Below are 18209 nucleotides of genomic sequence, written 5' to 3'. Positions count from 1 at the left end.
ATCACCGCTTTACTTTATTCAACTGCATTTTTCTTATTCTATCACAATGATCGTTAGAATATTCCGAAGTTTTAATTGTCATTATGCTGGAAACCACCCTTGTCTGTCAAGAGCAAAAGAAAAAAATTTTAAGAGTTTTCCCCATTCCCTAATAAGCAGAGAGGAGGCTCTCTTGTATCATTTCTATGGTTCTTTTAGCCTAATCTTATTGGGAGTTTCTATGTTTTACAACATGTTTATACAAAAAACTTGTAAGTGTCTAGGTGAATAGCCATAGAAATCGCTGCATGAGGGAGAAATATGTAAGTTTATTGAATTTTACAAAAATATTTAAATGAAGAATAATTAAAAATAAAAGCGTTTACAAATTGAAAGGGGAGGTATTATGAGCAAAAAAAGGACGATGGCCATTCTTATGGCCGCAGGGTTGGTATTAAGTACAGGGGGAGTTTATGCCCAAGGAAACGAGGGCGCGCCAAATCAAAATGCTGCTTCGGCTTTTGACAACAAGATCATCAAGAAAATAAGTGCTGACAACATGTATAACCATATAGCCTATTTATCACAGGTCCCACGTGAGGCTGGAACAGAAGGAGAGGTAAGGGGCGTCGAGTACATAGAGGGCCATTTTAAACAATATGGCTATGAAACTGAGGTACAGCATTTCCCTATCTACAAAACAATTAGAAACAATGTTAGTGGAATATTGGATATTGGCGGGGTGAATCTAAAGCCATATGTCATGACCGGCTCATACAGCGGTGAAGTTACTGCGGAAGTTGTTAATGCCGGTAAAGCTTTTGCAGGCACAGTTCCCGACAGCGTGAGAGGGAAAATAGCTCTGATCGAACGAGGCGACATCACGTTTATTGAAAAAATCCAGAATGTTTTTGACAAAGGTGCGGTTGGGGTTATTATGTATAACAATACCGGAACGTCGAATGCATTTGGACAAGCTGCCTATGGGCAAAATATTCCGGCGGTTTCCATCACAAGAGCCCAAGGGCTAGCACTGGTGGAGCAGTTGAAAAACGGGCCGTTAACAGCCCATATTAAAGTAACAGGTTCAGGCCTTGAACAAAGAACCTCCTACAACGTAATTGCAAAAATGAAACCTCATAAAAACAAGGATACCGGCCAGGTGGTCATGATTGGGGCGCATCACGATTCCGTTGCAAACGGTCCAGGAGCGAATGACGACGCTTCGGGCGTTTCGGCTGTTCTGGAACTTGCCAGGGTCATGGCGAATATGCCAATTGATACCGAACTTCGCTTCGTGACATTTGGTTCGGAGGAATTGGGCTTACTGGGGTCGTACCATTATGCGGGCACATTAAGTGAAAAGGAAGCCGACCGGATTGTCGCCCACTTCCAGATGGACATGATCGGAAGTAAGGATGCAGGCGGCAATAACAAAGCAAACGGATTAATCATGTATACAATTGATGGCAAAAAGAACCTGGTCACCGATCTAGCTTCTTCAGCAGGCGCAAGAACAGCGCTTAAAGAAGCAGTCCCTTACGGCCAATTAGGACGGAGTGACCATCAGCCATTCCATGAACTTGGAATACCTGCAGCCCTTTTCATTCACTCGCCACTTGAGCCATGGTACCACACACCCGCAGATACAATTGACAAAATCGACAAAAACAAACTCCAAGAAACCGCAGAAATTGTTGGCGCATCCGTCTACCAGATTGCCCGGCCAGACACCCCAGCCCTAACACATTCCAGAGTTGCACCGCAGCCAGTCGACTATGACTTCGAAAACCGTCCGCCAGGAGCATAAATGAGATACAAGTAGAAGCAAAGGGGACAGTTCCGCTGCATCATTCGAACCTCGAATGAAGCGTTGGAACCGTCCCTTTTCTTAATTAAAATATAAGAAAGCCTAGCGAGATGATGGTGCCTGTGACGATGAGGGTCAGCACACAGTATCCCATGATGTCTCTAGCTTTTAGGCCGGCGATGGCTAGCGCAGGAAGGGCCCAGAATGGCTGGATCAAGTTGGTCCAGGCATCGCCCCAAGCTACAGCCATGGCGGTTTTTGGTATGGAGACGCCCATTGTCTGGGCTGCTTCCAACATGACAGGTGCCTGCACGGCCCACTGTCCACCGCCGGATGGAACGAAGAAGTTCACGAGTCCGGCGCTTAGGAAAGTAAAGAAGTGGAACGTGTATTCATTTGAAATGGCCACGAACCCTTGAGACATGACAGCAGCAAGTCCGGATGCCGTCATCATCCCCATGATGCCCGCATAGAACGGGAACTGGACAATAATGCCGCTTGCGCCTTTCACCGCGTTCATCACAGCTTCCAGGAACTGTTTCGGCGTTCCGTGGAACATGATACCGAGGAACAGGAACAGGAAGTTGACGATATCAAGATTCAGCTTGAAACCATTATTAGCAAAATAGTAAAAAAGGAAAACAAGTCCGAAAATCCCTATCAGCATGGAAACGATACGGCTGTTTTCTAGGCGGTCAGCAGGTGTCATCGCGCCTTGTTCAATGGCCGCGGCATAGGCAGGCTCTTCCAGGACCAAAGGGTCGACAGCGACTGTTTCATCTTTTGATGGCATCATAAATCGGTTCACGAAAGGTAGAATAATGAAAATGGCAGCAACAATGAACAAGTTGAAGCCTGCAAAAATGGTTTGGTCCGTTGAAATGATGCCAATCATTCCTTCTGAAAAGTGCCCCGGTGTCGCAATAGTGAGCGGGACAGATCCTGAAAAGCCGCCGTGCCAAACGACAAACCCACTGTAAGCGCTTGCAATTAACAGCCGATAATCGACATTTTTAACTTTACGGGCCAGCTCCTTGGCAAAAAGGGCGCCGATGACGAGACCGAATCCCCAGTTAATTAAGCTGGCAATCATGGAAACTACCGTTACAATCAAGATTGCCTGCCCAGGTGATTTAGCTGTCGAAGCGAGCGCACCGAGCCCCCTTTTAAATACACGGCTGCTTGCCAAAACATGCCCGGTCACAAGAACAAGAACCATTTGCATTGAAAATAGAAGCAGGCTCCAAAATCCGGTTCCCCAATGCTGGACCATCTGGTACGGCCCGCTGTCCGTAAAGATAAGCCCCAGCCCAAACACCACAAACGTCAGGATTACGACAAACAGAAATGGATCCGGCAAATACCGCTGCATCACGCGGTTAAAAAAAGAAACCAAAGCCTTCATCAAACATCCCCCCAAAAATTTCATTCTTTACCTAATTTCAACAATATTCTGCAAATTCCTCCTTTTGTCGAAAAACTTTTAGGCCAAGAGAAAGAAAGCGAGGCTTCCGCCACACCAGTTCCATGCCGAAAGACACAAAGGGACGGTCCTGCTGCCTCATTCGACATCCGAAGGAAGCGCGGGGACCGTCCCCTTGCTTTATCTTACTTTAATTGTTCGTGGTTTGCTTGTGTTGCCGGCTTTGTCTTTGGCTGTGATGGTTAGGGTGTTGCCGCGTTTTTGGCGTTTTATTTTGACTGTGTAGTTGCCTTTGGAATCGGTTTGGGCGGTTCCGATGATCGTTTTTCCATTTTTGACAGTGATATATGAGTATTTTTCGGCTTTCCCTTTTACGGTTGTGTTAGTGGAGTAGACGGTATTAACTGTCGGGATTGCAGGAGCGATTTTATCGATGACAGTCGTTTTTGCCTTTCCGCTCACATTTTTTGCTTTGTCAGTGGCAGTGACATATAAGATGGTTCCTGCTGCCTGCTTAGGAATTAAGGCTGTATATTTTCCATCTGCTTTTACGGTTGTAGAGGCAATGACAGTTGATTCTTTATAAATTCGAATCACCGCAAATTTTTCAGCTGTCCCTGAAATGGCCGTACTTGTATTGGCAACAGTGTTCATTCTCGGTACGGGTGGCGGCGTTTTGTCGATGACCGTCATGCCCACTGCCGCGCTTACATTTAACGCTTTGTCTGTCGCTGTGACTTTAAGAATCGTACCTGCCGGCTGTTTTGGAATAGACACGGAATAAGTCCCATCGGACCTTACAGTTGCCGTGCCTAGAACGTCGGTCCCTTTTGTGACCTTGACGTCCGAACCCTTTTCGGCAGTGCCAGTAACAGTTGTCGAGTTGTCCGCCACGCTATTCATTCTCGGTGCGGGTGGCGGTGTTTTATCAACAACCGTCACCTTTGCCGGAGCACTTTGATTATTGTCCTGGTCTGTTGCGGTTACAGTCAATACTGAGCCAGCAGGCTGTTTTTGCAAAAGTGTAAATGAAAAGGTTCCATCATCTTTTACATATCCCTCAGTGAGGCGGGTAGTGCCATTGAACACCAGGATGTAAGACCCTTTCTCGGCTGAACCGGTAATGGTTTGTGAATTATCTCCAACGGTGTTCACTTTTGGTGCAGCGGGTGGTGTTTTGTCACTCACCGTTACATAAATCGGACGGCTCATATTACCGACCAAATCAGTTGTTGAGATTTCCAAGACTGTTCCGGCATGCTGAGCCGAAGGAATCTGGATCGTAAAGGTACCGTTTTCACCTGTTAGCGCGCTGCCTAGCAGGATGCCGCTCTTCGTCGATATTTTCACTGTCGATAGCGGCTCGGCTTTCCCTGAAATTGTTTTTGTAAAATCAGTCAATTCATCAAAAAAACTTGGAGGCATAGGCGGAATATTAATAGAAACAACAGAATCATAGGTCCGTGTGTTGCCTGATGTGTCCTCTGCAAAAATTCTCAGCGTATAGGACCCTGTAGGTATGCCCCTCGTACTCCAGCTCGTATTAATCAAGCCGCTTCCGTCAGAGACGGTTTTAATTGTCGTCCACTCGGAAGGGGATTCCCCTTTTCCGTACATAATCGAGTAGCTTTTTAACTGGACATCGCTTATCGTCCCTTTAAATAGGACATCGCCTTTCAATCTGTCTTCAGTCCGGGAAGGCGTTTCAAGATTGATAGCTGGAGCTTTAAGGTCCTCAATGACAATCGTTCTCTCTACTGGCTGCCCGACCCATCCCGTTTCAGGATGATAGAGTCCAAATTTGATAGGAATTTCGCCAAGCGGATTTTCTTCCATGATCGTAAAACCAAAATCCCCCACTTCGCCGGATTTAACCACTTCGTCAGGGCGAAGTGTATAACTGTAAGACAAACCTTCAACCCGAATTTCATAGCCGTTGGCGGCCGACCATTCCTCTGTCCCTTCATTCTGCACTCTCAGCCGAAAATTTAGCCACTCTGATGTGTCAATTGGGGGAATTGGCATGGCGTAACCGGTAACCTTTGCATCTCTTAATTTTCTTGGTGTGGCCATTACACTCTCTGACTCTGCATAATTCTCCTGCCAGCCTGCTTTGTCGTAGGCCCTCACAAATATTTCATAGCGTTGGCCAAGAGTAAGAATATTTTCATTCAAAGTAATCTGGGTTTCTTCCGTAGTCTTAGCCGATACAAGCCTCGTATAGACATCCCTCACGATAACCTGATAGTTTTTTATTCCAGTCCGGTCATCCACGGCTGGATCCCACGTAACCGTGAAATTGCTGTGTAGCTCATTGACACGGATGTTTTTCGGGGCTGAAGGCGCGGTCTGGTCGGGAATATAAACCATTACCCGATCAGATGTAACCGTATAATCATCATAATAAGCAACAACGCGGAAATAATAAGCGAATGGGTCGTCAATTCCTTCGGCGCCGGCATTTTGATAAACAGGCCCGGGATTATCGGCCAATGGCCCTCCGCTTCCGTCCAATCGTAGCCGGTATTCACCATTCGCGATCTGCTCCTTTGTCGGCCAGATGTTCTTTCCGGACGAGGACCATGAGGTTTCCCTTCCAACTTCAATTTCTTCATATTCCTTGCCGTTGTATATAAGTACTTTGTATCCCGTGGCTCCAGGAGGTCCAAACCAGCTTAAATTGATGGACCCCTTCTCGCTGTTACGCTCATAGCCTGTTCCAGATGCGATGATATCAAAGACATTCACATCGACATAATTAATCTGCAGGACCGGTATGTAATTAATATTTTGGGAAATTTTTTTAACTGATATCGCTGTACCGGGTTTCGTTTCATCAGTGGCTTTCAAGGCAATTCCATTCGAGAAATCGGGATTTTTCTGCCACTCCTTGACAAGGTTTGTCACATCCCATCTAAATCGCGGGTTATCAACATCCTTTTCAAACGTTTCAGCGACTACCGGCAGCTCACTTACTTGCGGCTGCTGGTCCCAAGTGAGCTGCCCGCTATCCCAGGCAGTCAACACATTATGGACAGAAAAAGTGGCATCCTTATGCCAGGGGCTTCCGGAAGGTGGCTCACTCACGCTGCCTTCCATATAAAGCTGCAGTTTCGCGTTAATAATATGTTCATTTTCTTTGAATTTCGGCAGCTTATTCCCGAAATGAATAAACGTCCGATAAGCCCTGTTCTCATCCTTGCCAATTTTGACAAGACCTTCGCTGGCAAAATTAGTCCCGCGCTCCGAGTCCGATATATAAGAAACCTGACTGACCGGCCCTTCGAGGGCAGTTAAATCCTTTCTCACAAATTTCCCAGTACTATCCTTTTCATACACAGGAAAAGGATAGAGATCAACCGTCATTGATCCATTCGTATTCAGAAACGTACTCGAGTTCTCAGTCCTCAACTTAGGAAGCTCCCACATCCGTTCATAGTTCGAAGCCTCCACACGCCCCGCCTCAAAAGGACCGAAATTCGAAAACATAAAAACCCCAGCAACAATTCCAACCAGCCATTTCCTCAAATTTATGACCATCACAATCTCCTGTCAAATTGGATTCTTTGTAAAAATTATACAATTAAACCTTTATACTGTCACCAACATATTTAGAAAAAAGTAGGGAACCGTCCCCTGCCACATACAACTCTTGGTTGAAGGGGGGATGGGTCCAGTTTTGTAAGGTATAATGAACAGGAATTGGACTAAATGTCAGAACATTTTGTTATTTTTATGGCATATGATGTTAGTAGGAGGTTCTAGGTGTATGTTACTTGAAGCGCGTCCCGCAGAGTTGTTGGATGAGTTGTTGAAAATGAAGCGGCCTTCAGTGAATCAGTTAATGGAGCTGAGGAATTTATCGAGAAGGCAGGTTACGTATGATCTGAGGAAAATCAATGATTGGCTGGAGGACCGGCGGCTTCCACCGATTCCGTTCAAAGGGGCCAGGCATCTTGAGGTTCCTGAGGCTGTCCGGGAGCATGTCCTCACCCACGAAATCATTGGCCCGAAACGCGGGATTGTTTTGTCGGAGGAGGAGCGTCGGATTATTATTTACCTGTATCTCTTCATCCGCAGCGAACCGATTTCAGCCGCGCATTTAATCCAGCTTCTCCAGGTAAGCCGGAACACTGTTTTGGCTGATGTCAAAAAGGCCAATGAAACGAATACCCATTTTTTGATCCGGATTCGCTACACACGCCAGAACGGCTATCACCTGAAAGGGACTGAATTTGATAAGCGCGCGCTAGTGATGCACCATCTGTCCAGGCTGCTCCAAATGCCGAATGGCGAAAGAATGATTGATTACTTGCTTCAAGAAGAAAAAAGGGCATTACCTTTTGCAAAAATAAGGGATGTCCTGCAGAGAATTGAAAGGGCTTACAGTCTTGAGTTTGTTGAGGAACGAATCAACCAATTCGCTTTTTTTCTACTTTTCTATTATTTTCGCCAGCGGGAAGGAAAGCTCGTCCTTTATCATGCCGATGAAATTGAAGCGATAAAAAAAGACCCAATGTGGCAGGCTGCCGAAAAAATGATCGACCTGCTTGATTTTTCAAAAAAGGAAACGGAAATCTGTTACTTTACCATCCAGCTTCTAGGCTTATCGCTTGGAAAAGATGAAATCGCGGACAGCGATCTCCTCTTCACGCTATGCGGGCAGCTTGTTGCTGATTTCGAGTCGAAAGCTTGCATTGCTTTTGAAAAAAGAGACGAAGTCATTAAGTCACTTTACCAGCATGTGAAGCCAGCTTATTTCAGGATGAAATACCGGATTCCGGTCCATAATCCGCTCCTCGATCAAATCCGGCGCGAGCATAAAGCGCTTTATACGATTGTAAAGGAATTGATGGGACCAATTGGCATGCTGCTCGGGATTACGATTCCCGAGGAAGAAATCGGCTTTATTACGATTCACTTTGGCGCCTTGCTGGAAAAGCCCAGAAAGGCGATGCCGAAAAAGAAGAGGGCGATCGTCGTTTGTCCGAGTGGAATCAGTTCATCCTTGATGGTCAAACACCAGCTCGAGTCGCTGTTTTCGGAAATCCATATCGAAAAAACAGTTTCCCTTCAGGAATTTGATGAGGGTGATTTTGCAAAAAAATACGACCTGATTTTTTCAACAATCGTTCTCAATACGAGTCAGCCGTATTTCCATGTGAAGCCGATCATGACGCCAATCGAGAAAAATAATCTGGTCAATGATGTGTACCGGTATTTGTTTGGGATTCGCTATCATGACCTGTCGCCGAGGGAACTGATCCAGGTCATTGGGGAATATGCCGATATATTTGACGAAAAAGGCTTGAGGGAGGCGCTCAGCCGCTTCTCTTTGCAAGAAAAAGTTGATGGTTATAGGGGGATTCAGCCAGTGTTGCGAGATTTGTTAACAAACCAAACCATTCAAGTGGCAGACAAAGTATCGGATTGGGAAGAAGCGATTACAGTAGCCGCGGACCCGCTGCTTGTGAAAGGGGTGATTGAACGTTCTTATATCGACGCCATGATCGAAAATGTGAAAACGATGGGGCCTTACGTGGTAATTGGCCCGGAAGTCGCCATCCCGCACGCCCGCCCAGAAACAGGCGTCAACAAAGTGGGGATGAGCTTGCTCAAGCTCGGGGAGCCGGTCCATTTCCTCGGAAATGAAGACTATCCGGTGCGGCTGCTTTTCTGCATTGCCGCCATCGATAATTCCACCCATCTGAAAGCCTTGGCCCAGCTGACAAAACTCCTCAGCCAGAAAGAAAACATCGAGAAACTGAAACAACTCATCACCGCGGAATCGATTTTGGAATTGATTAATGAATATTTGGCATGAAACCGTGCCAACGAATGAAAGAATGCGGAGGGAGTCAGCTGTCTGATCTAGGACAATCAAAAAAGCTTGTATTTAATGTTTCATATTTAATGAAGGAAAGGAGGGGATTGGATGAAGATTTTGGCTGTGTGCGGATCCGGGCTTGGGAGCAGTTTCATGCTGGAAATGAATGTGCAGCAAGTCTTGTCGGAACTTGGCTTAACCGGAATCGAGGTCGAGCATTCAGATTTAAGTTCCGCAACGCCTGATCAGGCTGATTTGTTCATTTGTGCAAAAGATATCGCGGAAGGCGCCTCGCACCTCGGGGAGCTTGTTGTTATCGACAGCATCATCGACATGGATGGCATCCGCGAAAAACTTTCTGAAGCGCTGCAACGGAAAGGTGTCCTTTAGAATCCGTTTCGCCTTCTTCCCTAATTTTGAAAGTAAGAGCTGTTCCTCGCAAAAATGATTATTTTTGACAAAAAAGGAGGATTACCAATGGGAGAAAGATTGCTTAAGCTGGTTATGGATATTTTAAGCCAGCCTGCTGTCCTGATTGCGCTTATCTCACTGATTGGGCTGATTCTGCAGAAAAAGCCAGCCAGCGATGTTATTAAAGGTACAACGAAATCATTCTTAGGATTTATCGTTATTGCTGCTGGCGCGGGTATTCTGGTCGGATCGCTTGAGCCGTTCGGGAAGATGTTCCAGGAGGCGTTCAATGTCAACGGCGTCGTACCGAACAACGAGGCGATCGTCGCGATGGCGCTTACCGAGTATGGCAGTGCAACGGCGTTCATCATGTTCTTCGGGATGCTCGCCAATATCCTGATTGCCAGATTTACGAAGCTGAAGTACATCTTTTTGACAGGGCACCATACGCTTTATATGGCCTGCATGCTCGCGGTCATCCTTGTTGTTTCCGGGCTGAAGGGCGTTCCGATGATTATTGTCGGTTCACTTGCTCTCGGTTTAACAATGGCTGTGTTCCCGGCAATTTGCCAGCCGTTTATGAGGAAAATCACCGGCCATAACAACGTCGGTTTCGGCCATTTTTCGAGCCTTGGCTATGTTCTTTCCGGACTTGTCGGCAAGGCAGTCGGCAAAGGATCTAAGTCGACGGAGGAAATCAACTTCCCGAAAGGGCTCGGGTTTTTACGCGACAGTTCTGTAACGATCGCATTGACAATGTCGATTCTTTACTTGATTATCGCCATGTTTGCCGGCCCCGCCTACGTGGAAAGCGAGCTGAGCGGCGGCACGCATTATCTCGTCTTTTCAATCCTTCAGGCAGTCACCTTCGCTGCTGGGGTTTTCGTTATCCTTGCTGGCGTCCGTCTTGTGCTCGCCGAAATTGTCCCTGCCTTTAAAGGGATTTCTTCGCGGCTCGTACCGGATTCCAAGCCTGCGCTCGACTGCCCGATCGTTTTCCCATACGCCCCAAATGCTGTGCTGATCGGATTTTTCTGCAGCTTCCTCGGCGGGATTGTCGGCATGGCGATTCTTGGTTTCGCCGGCGCGGTCATCATTTTGCCGGGAGTTGTCCCGCACTTTTTCACCGGTGCGACAGCCGGCGTATTCGGGAATGCGACTGGCGGTATCCGCGGAGCGACGATTGGCTCGTTCGCTAACGGCCTGCTGATCACCTTCCTGCCGGTCTTCCTGCTCCCAGTCCTAGGTGACCTTGGCTTCGCCAACACTACTTTCTCGGACAGCGACTTCGGCGCTACTGGCATCTTCCTGGGCAACATCGCCAACCACCTGGGTGCCACCGGCGTCACTATTACTGTCGTTGCCCTTGTCATCATTGCCATCGCAGCAGGATACATGGGCAAAAGCAAAACACCATCAGCGAAAATTCAAGCATAAATGAGGCAGGGGACGGTTCCGGCGCATCATTCGGGTACTGAATGATGCAGCCCGAACCGTCTCTTGTTTCCTAAAGGGGGCATCCGAAAGATGGAAAGGGATTTTGAACAGCTGGGAAGGTTTAGGGATGAGATTCGGCTATTGATGTTGAAGACATTGTTTCAGTTAGGGTTTGGGCATTATGGAGGGAGCTTGTCTATTGTGGAGGCGCTTGCTGTTTTATATGGCGGGGTGATGCGGGTAGATGTGGAGAATCCGCGCTGGGATAGCCGGGATTATTTTATATTGTCAAAGGGGCATGGGGGCCCGGCGCTTTATGCCGCGCTTGCCCTGAAAGGATTCTTTCCTGAAAAGGTGCTCTATACACTCAATCAGAATGGCACGACCCTTCCTTCCCATCCTGACCGTAACCTGACTCCTGGGGTGGATATGACGACCGGCTCGCTCGGGCAGGGACTATCCGCCGCTGTTGGTGTAGCCCTGTCGCATAAGCTGTCTAGCCGCGAAAACGATACATATTGCATTGTCGGCGATGGTGAGCTGAACGAGGGCCAGTGTTGGGAAGCTATCCAGTTCGCGGCCCACCACGAGCTGAACCGCCTGTTCGTTTTCGTGGATGACAATAAAAAGCAGCTGGACGGACCGACGAAGGAGATCATCAACCCGTTTGATTTTGGCAAAAAATTTGACGCATTCGGGTTTTACACCTTAAAAGTGGACGGAGGTTCGCTCCGGGAAATCCAAGAGGCGATTCAAAAAGGAAAAGCTCAGCAATCAAGACCAGTCGCGATTATCCTCGATACAGTAAAAGGCCAGGGCGTTCCTTACCTTGAAGCGCTAAAGGACAATCACCATCTCCGCCCCACCGAGGGGGACGAACAGGCGATTTTTGCAAAAATCAAAGAGCTTGAACAGAAGCTTGGAAAGGAGGCGGCAGTATGATAGAAGGAGCAATCCGTACCTACGAATTCGACCAGCTGGAAATGCGCCAGGCTTATGCGGAAACGCTTCTCGAACTTGCACTGGCAAGCCCCGAGGTCATTGGGCTCGAAGCCGATCTGATGAGCGCGATTTCCACGAATAAAATCGCGAAGCAAATCCCCGGACAGATTATCAATTGCGGGATAATGGAGGCCAACATGATGGGCGTAGCCGCTGGCCTATCGCTGACCGGCAAAATTCCTTTCATCCATACGTTCGCGCAATTCGCGACGAGGCGTGCATTCGACCAGCTTTTCGTTTCAGGCGCCTACGCAAGGCTGAATTTGAAAATTCTCGGGTCAGATGCCGGGGTAACCGCCGAACACAACGGAGGAACGCATATGTCTTTTGAAGACATTGGCCTTGCCCGCCTTATTCCGGAAGCTACAGTATACGAGGCAAGCGACGCAACGATGCTCAAGTCATTGCTCAGACAAAGCGCAAGAGAATACGGCATTCACTATATCCGCACAATCCGCAAGAAAGCCGTCAAGCTGTATGAGGCAGGGGAGGTTTTCGAGCGCGGAAAGGGCAAGGTTGTGCGAGACGGCAGCGATGTGGCAATCATCGCCTGCGGAATCATGGTCGCGGAAGCACTGCGGGCCGCAGATTTGCTCGCAGGATCCGGAATTGAAGCGGCCGTCATCGATATGTATTCTATCAAGCCAATTGATACACAATTAATCGTTCAATATGCTGAAAAAACAAACTTCATCATCACCGCCGAAAACCACAACGCGATTGGCGGACTGGGCAGCGCAGTCGCCGAAGTCCTTAGCGAACACCGCCCAACCAAAATGAAACGAATCGGCGTCAAAGAACAATTCGGCCAAGTCGGCAAAACCGACTACCTCAAGCAATACTACAAACTAACCGCACGCGACATCGCAAACGCCGCACGATAATCCAGGGGAAACGGTTCCGCCGCTTCCTTCGACACCGTAAGGAAGCGCTGAAACCGGCTACTTGCCTCACCTATCTCAAACCTCTCCTAATTCAACGGTATACTCTGCAAAAGGACGCAGGCTGGGCGCCCTTTTTTTCTGCCTTCATTTTCCTGATAGTGAACCAAAAGTCCTATAAACAGCAAAGTTTCTTTTTCGACAACATGTGACGTTTAGCCCATTTTTTGAAAATTGGTAAAAAATCCAGCTTTTTGCAATGAAATATGGTTGGGAAATGGTAAAATATCTCTTAAGTTTCCACTATATATATAGGTAGAAGCTAATTAAAATAAAAAATGGTGCACTTGAACCGTCCCCCCGCTTCATGGGGAGGTTGCGGGTTGTTGATTTTGAGTGGTTTGATGGGAGGTTCTCTTATGATTGTATCGCTTATTAATGATAATAGATTGAGTTCGATTACGCTTCCGGATAAGGTGACTGGGCAGTATTGGGTTTCTGAGGTTGTTGGGGAGTCTGTCCGGAAGGTGATCGGAATTGAGGGGATGAATGGGGAATGGGCCCTAAAGTCCAATAAGGATGTAAAGGTGCGTGACCATTCAGGCCAGCCGGTTCGGAGCGCCGTTCTTAAGCCATTGAGCATTTATCATTTATCCTTGAATGATTCTGATAACAAGGCGCTTATTTTTACTGAGCCGAATACGGAGGATCGCCAGACGTTCATGAAGTACTTGGCCGACAGGGACATGGACATCACAATCGGCAGGTCCGGGCAAAATGACATCGTCCTTGGCAACCAGTTCGTCTCCTCAGCGCATGCCACACTTTCTTACCAGGATGGGCAATGGCAAATCACCGACCTTTCGAGCACGAATGGGACTTTCGTCGATGGCGAGAGAGTGGCGAAAAAGAGCCTGAAATACGGCGATATGATTTATATCATGGGCTTCAAGCTGATTGTCGGGAACCACTTTATCGCCTTAAATAATCCTGGCGGCTCTGTCCACATCGGCAGCCAGGCGCTGAAGCCGTTCATCAGCCAGAAACCCGAGCAGGTGGATGAGGAAGAAGAGGACTTCGAGCTCCCGCAGCCGGATTATTTCTACCGCTCGCCGCGCTTTAAACGTGACCTTGACAAGCCTGTTTTCAAAATTGACTCGCCGCCGCCGAACGCAATTGGCGATGAACTCCCAATTATGTTCTTGATCGGCCCGTCGATGACGATGGGGATGGCATCGATGTCGATCGCCGTGTTCGCGGTCAGCAGAGCGATGACCACCGGCGATATCAGGCCGGCGATTCCATCGATCGTCATGTCGGCGAGCATGCTCCTGGGCACAGTTTTATGGCCAATTTTGACAAAAAGATATGACAGAAGGCGGAGGCGCAAAAAAGAGAAAATCCGCCAGGAAAAGTATAAAGCGTATTTGGACAGAGTCGCGGTCATGTTCAGCGAGGAAGCGGAACGCCAGGAGGAAATCCTCCGCGAGAATTACGTCCCGATCGAGGATTCTGTCGCAAGAATCCAGAATGTCCAACGCAATCTATGGGAGCGTGGGCCAGGACAGAATGACTTTTTGAGAATACGGGCTGGCATCGGAGACGGACTAATGGCTGCCGATATTAACTACTCGGAGAAAAAGTTCAGCATTGATGATGACAACCTGCAGGAAGAACTGTTCACCCTTTGCGAGGATCCTAAAGTCCTAAAAAATATTCCTATTACATTATCCTTCTATGAAAATCACATTTCCGGCGTCATTGGCGACCGAAAACAGACGATTGAATTTGCAAAAGGGCTCATCATCCAGATCGCCGCCCTTTACAGCTATGACGAAGTAAAAATGGTGTTCATTTTCGACGAATCCGAGCAGGATGATTTCGGTTTTACAAAATGGCTGCCGCATGTATGGAGCGACGATAACAAATTCCGCTTCATCGCCACCAATCATAATGAAGTGAAAGAAGTCTCCGCCTACATTGAAAAAGAAATCGAACACCGTTCGCAAATCAATGAAAGCGAGCTTGAGGACGTCAAGCCGTACTACATTATTTTTGCCCTGAGCAGGCCGCTGGCAATCAGGGCCGAGATGCTGAAGCAGGTTTACTCCAAGAAAGAACACATACATATCAGCGTCGTAACGTTCTACGACGAACTGAAGAACCTGCCGAAGGAATGTACGACCGTCGTCGAAATAGAGAAAGAAAGCGGAAAGGTTTTTGATAAAAGCGATATTACTGGCAGGTCTGTTTCATTCGTCCCTGACATCTATCTGAATACCGACCCGACCGCACTCAGCGTGAAGCTTTCGAATGTCCAGCTCGATACATCGGGCGGAGCGTTCAATCTTCCGAAGATGCTCACCTTCCTTGAAATGTTCGGCGTCGGCAAGGTCGAGCACTTGAATGCTCTGACCCGCTGGAAGGACAATGACCCGACGAAATCGCTTGAGGCGCCAGTCGGCGTCGATACGCTGGGCGAGACATTCAAGCTTGATTTGCATGAAAAATTCCATGGTCCTCATGGTCTCGTCGCCGGGATGACCGGTTCCGGGAAAAGTGAGTTCATTATTTCCTATATCTTATCGCTTGCCGTCAACTACCATCCACATGAGGTTGCGTTCATCCTCATCGACTATAAAGGAGGAGGGATGGCGAAATCATTTGAAAAGCTGCCGCATACGGCGGGCATCATCACGAACCTTGATGGAGCTGCTATAAAACGCTCACTCGTTTCGATTGAAAGTGAGCTGAAGCGTCGCCAGTCCGTTTTTGCAGAAGCGAGCAAAAAGGTCGGCGAAAGCAATATTGATATTTACAAGTACCAGAAACTGTTCCGTGAAGGCATTGTCGATGAACCGCTCCAGCACTTGTTCATCATCTCCGATGAGTTCGCCGAGCTGAAGACGCAGCAGCCTGAATTCATGCAGAAGCTCGTCAGCGCGGCGCGAATTGGGCGAAGCCTCGGCGTCCACTTGATTCTCGCGACCCAGAAGCCGAGCGGCGTTGTTGACGACCAGATTTGGGCAAACAGCAAGTTCCGTGTCAGCCTGAAGGTCCAGGAACGGGCCGACAGTATGGATATGCTTAAGCGCCCTGACGCAGCCGAGCTTACCGATACAGGTCGGTTCTACCTCCAGGTCGGCTATAATGAGCTGTTTGAAATGGGTCAGTCCGCCTGGGCCGGAGCGCCGTATTATCCGTCAGACAAGGTTGTCGCCGAAAAGGACAGCAGCGTTGTCGTCATCGACCGGAACGGGCGCCCGCTGAAAGAGGCGAAGATCGATAAGCGGAAAGGCCAATTCGCCAATCCGAAAAAACAGATGGATGTCATCACCGATTACCTCAGCGAAATTGCAGCTGAAGAAAAAATCACCGTCCGGCCGCTGTGGCTCGAACCAATCGCAGCGATGATTTTACTGGAGGATGTCAAAAAGCGGCATGGCGTCCGCCCGACCCGCTCATTCCTGCTTGACCCGAGGAAACAGCCGGCTCAAAGCGCAAGTCCATCCGGCATCCTGCCAGGCAGGGCGGAAGTTTCCGCAACGGTCGAGATCGATCCTGCGAAAGCTAATGAACCGGAGGCAAGTACCGCTTGCCCAACTGTTCATCCAGCGGGCTCAATCGTCCTCAACCCGGTCATCGGCGAGTACGACGACCCGGCGAGACAGCGTCAATGCTTGCTGACGCTGCCGCTGACCGAGGAAGGCAACACGATTGTTTACGGAGTGGCAGGAAGCGGGAAGACGACCTTCCTGAACACGATGGTTTACTCCCTCATTCACGAGCACACGCCGGATGAGGTGAATATATACTTGCTCGACTTCTCTTCCGAAACGCTGCGCGCGTTCGCGAAGGCGCCGCATGTCGGCGATGTCATCCTTTCCTATGAAGGGGAGAAAGTGAGCAATCTGTTTAAAATGCTCCAGGCCGAAATCGGCCGCCGAAAGAAACTGTTCGCCGATTACGGCGGAGATCTCGCATCCTACGTATCCGCGACTGGCAATAAAATGCCATCGATTGTTGTGGCTATCAACAACTTTGCCGCGTTCACCGAGATTTACGAGGAGAAGGAAGAAGCCGTTTCCTTCCTGTCGCGCGAAGGCACGAAGTATGGCATTTACTTTGTCCTGACAGCACTTGGCACGAGCGTTGTCCGCTTCCGCCTTTTGCAAAACTTCAAGCAGCTGATCACGCTGCAATTAAATGATGAATCCGATTATTCGACGGTCGTCGGGAAAACGGAGGGCTTGTTCCCTTCGAAATACAAGGGGCGCGGGCTGATCAGACGGGAAGAGGTTTACGAATTCCAAATCGCCCATGTGACAGCTGACGCAGTGCCTTACCCGTTCATCCAGGCGGCGTGCGCGAAGCTGCAGACCGAATGGCAGGGCTATTTTGCAAAAAAAATCCCGATCCTTCCGGAAAAAGTCGATATCGACTTCCTTGCGGATTCCATCGGAGCGGGGCAAAGTCTGGCACTCCCAATCGGCGTCGAGAAAAACTCGCTCAACGTGCATCAATACCCGTTCGGAAATTCGTATATCAATATGGTCCTGGCCGCAGGCGACGAATATTTGCCGTTCCTGCATGAGTTTTCCGTGCTGATGGCGGGGAAAGCCGGGCTGGATGTCGCCATTTACGATGCGCCGCAAAGCTTCGCTGGCCAGGAAGCCGGCGGCATTGCCTATTACTCGACGATGAAGGAGTGCGATGCGGCGATCAACGACTTGTTCAACCTGGTCGTTTACCGCAACAACTCTTACAAAGAAGCGCTTGAAAAGGGCGCCGAACCGGAAAGCTTCGAGCAAAAAATAATTGTCATCAATTCGGTATCCGCGTTGAAGGAAACCTTGTCCCCAGAAGGGTCCGAAAAGTTGAACTTGATCCTTGAAAAGGGCGAGGCACGCTACAACATTTTGATTATCTTCGGCGAACTATCCCGGAACCTGTCCGGACTAAGCTTCGATAAATGGTATAAACGCCACCTGACCGGCACTGACGGCATTTGGGTCGGCAGCGGTATTACAGAACAATTCCATCTGAAGCCTGCAAAAACAACCTCTGAAATGCGCGAGGACATCAGCCGCGACTTCGGCTTCTCGATCCTGAAAGGAAAGAGCGTACTTGTAAAGCTATTAAGCGGTGAGAATGGGGAGGATGACAGCGATGAATAAAGTCCTTGTTGAAGTATGCCTGCCTGCTGCGAACCAAAGCTTTGACGTATTCATCCCGCTCGACAGCAAGATGAGCGAGGTTCTCACCCTAGTTTCCGCGCTCCTCAGCGAGCTTTCGGACGGGAAGTATCAGGCTACACACGACGCCGTCCTTTGCGACGCGGCCTCGGGCATCATTTACAACATCAACATGTATGTATCAGAACTCGGCATCGAGAATGGCTCAAGATTGATGCTGGTCTAACAACTGCCACGGGGAGCC

Annotated in this window: 10 protein-coding genes; 8 read left to right on the top strand and 2 right to left on the bottom strand. The window is 48.7% G+C overall.

Annotated elements, in window-relative coordinates:
- The first annotated feature begins 385 nt into the window (after positions 1–385).
- Complete coding sequence (locus BN1002_RS16505) at positions 386–1789, top strand: M28 family peptidase (RefSeq protein ID WP_048826603.1); 1404 nt, start codon at positions 386–388, stop codon at positions 1787–1789.
- 85 nt (positions 1790–1874) lie between these two features.
- On the opposite strand, the gene BN1002_RS16500 is transcribed toward BN1002_RS16505, so the two are convergent.
- On the bottom strand, positions 1875–3194 hold the full coding sequence (locus BN1002_RS16500; RefSeq protein ID WP_048826601.1) for a short-chain fatty acid transporter: 1320 nt from the start codon (positions 3192–3194) through the stop codon (positions 1875–1877).
- A 198-nt stretch (positions 3195–3392) separates the two neighbouring features.
- On the bottom strand, positions 3393–6752 hold the full coding sequence (locus BN1002_RS16495) for an Ig-like domain-containing protein (RefSeq protein ID WP_048826600.1): 3360 nt from the start codon (positions 6750–6752) through the stop codon (positions 3393–3395).
- Positions 6753–6981: 229 nt separating this feature from the next.
- On the opposite strand from BN1002_RS16495, the gene BN1002_RS16490 reads away from it, so the two are divergent.
- The 7 genes from BN1002_RS16490 to BN1002_RS16460 all read left to right on the top strand — a co-directional run bounded on the left by BN1002_RS16490 (position 6982) and on the right by BN1002_RS16460 (position 18191).
- On the top strand, positions 6982–9036 hold the full coding sequence (locus tag BN1002_RS16490) for a BglG family transcription antiterminator (RefSeq protein ID WP_048826598.1): 2055 nt from the start codon (positions 6982–6984) through the stop codon (positions 9034–9036).
- 111 nt (positions 9037–9147) lie between these two features.
- Complete coding sequence (locus BN1002_RS16485) at positions 9148–9429, top strand: PTS sugar transporter subunit IIB (protein ID WP_048826596.1); 282 nt, start codon at positions 9148–9150, stop codon at positions 9427–9429.
- Between the two features lie 87 nt (positions 9430–9516).
- Positions 9517–10887, top strand: a complete 1371-nt coding sequence (locus BN1002_RS16480) for a PTS ascorbate transporter subunit IIC (RefSeq protein ID WP_048826594.1) — start codon at positions 9517–9519, stop codon at positions 10885–10887.
- Between the two features lie 90 nt (positions 10888–10977).
- Positions 10978–11829, top strand: a complete 852-nt coding sequence (locus tag BN1002_RS16475) for a transketolase (protein ID WP_048826592.1) — start codon at positions 10978–10980, stop codon at positions 11827–11829.
- Positions 11826–12773, top strand: a complete 948-nt coding sequence (locus tag BN1002_RS16470; protein WP_048826590.1) for a transketolase family protein — start codon at positions 11826–11828, stop codon at positions 12771–12773. Before BN1002_RS16475 ends, BN1002_RS16470 begins: the two co-directional genes overlap by 4 nt.
- 416 nt (positions 12774–13189) lie before the next feature.
- The gene (locus BN1002_RS16465; protein WP_048826589.1) at positions 13190–17947 is read left to right on the top strand and encodes an FtsK/SpoIIIE domain-containing protein; all 4758 of its coding nucleotides are present in this window, start codon (positions 13190–13192) and stop codon (positions 17945–17947) included.
- Positions 17940–18191, top strand: coding sequence for a hypothetical protein (locus BN1002_RS16460; RefSeq protein WP_048826587.1), 252 nt, complete (start codon positions 17940–17942; stop codon positions 18189–18191). The genes BN1002_RS16465 and BN1002_RS16460 overlap by 8 nt, the downstream gene beginning before the upstream one ends.
- The last annotated feature ends 18 nt before the right edge of the window (positions 18192–18209 follow it).

The sequence above is a fragment of the Bacillus sp. B-jedd genome (genome assembly GCF_000821085.1).
Classification (GTDB): domain Bacteria; phylum Bacillota; class Bacilli; order Bacillales; family Cytobacillaceae; genus Bacillus_D.
The sequence above is the reverse complement of the archived record's forward strand: the minus strand, read 5'-3'. Positions and strand labels throughout refer to the sequence as shown.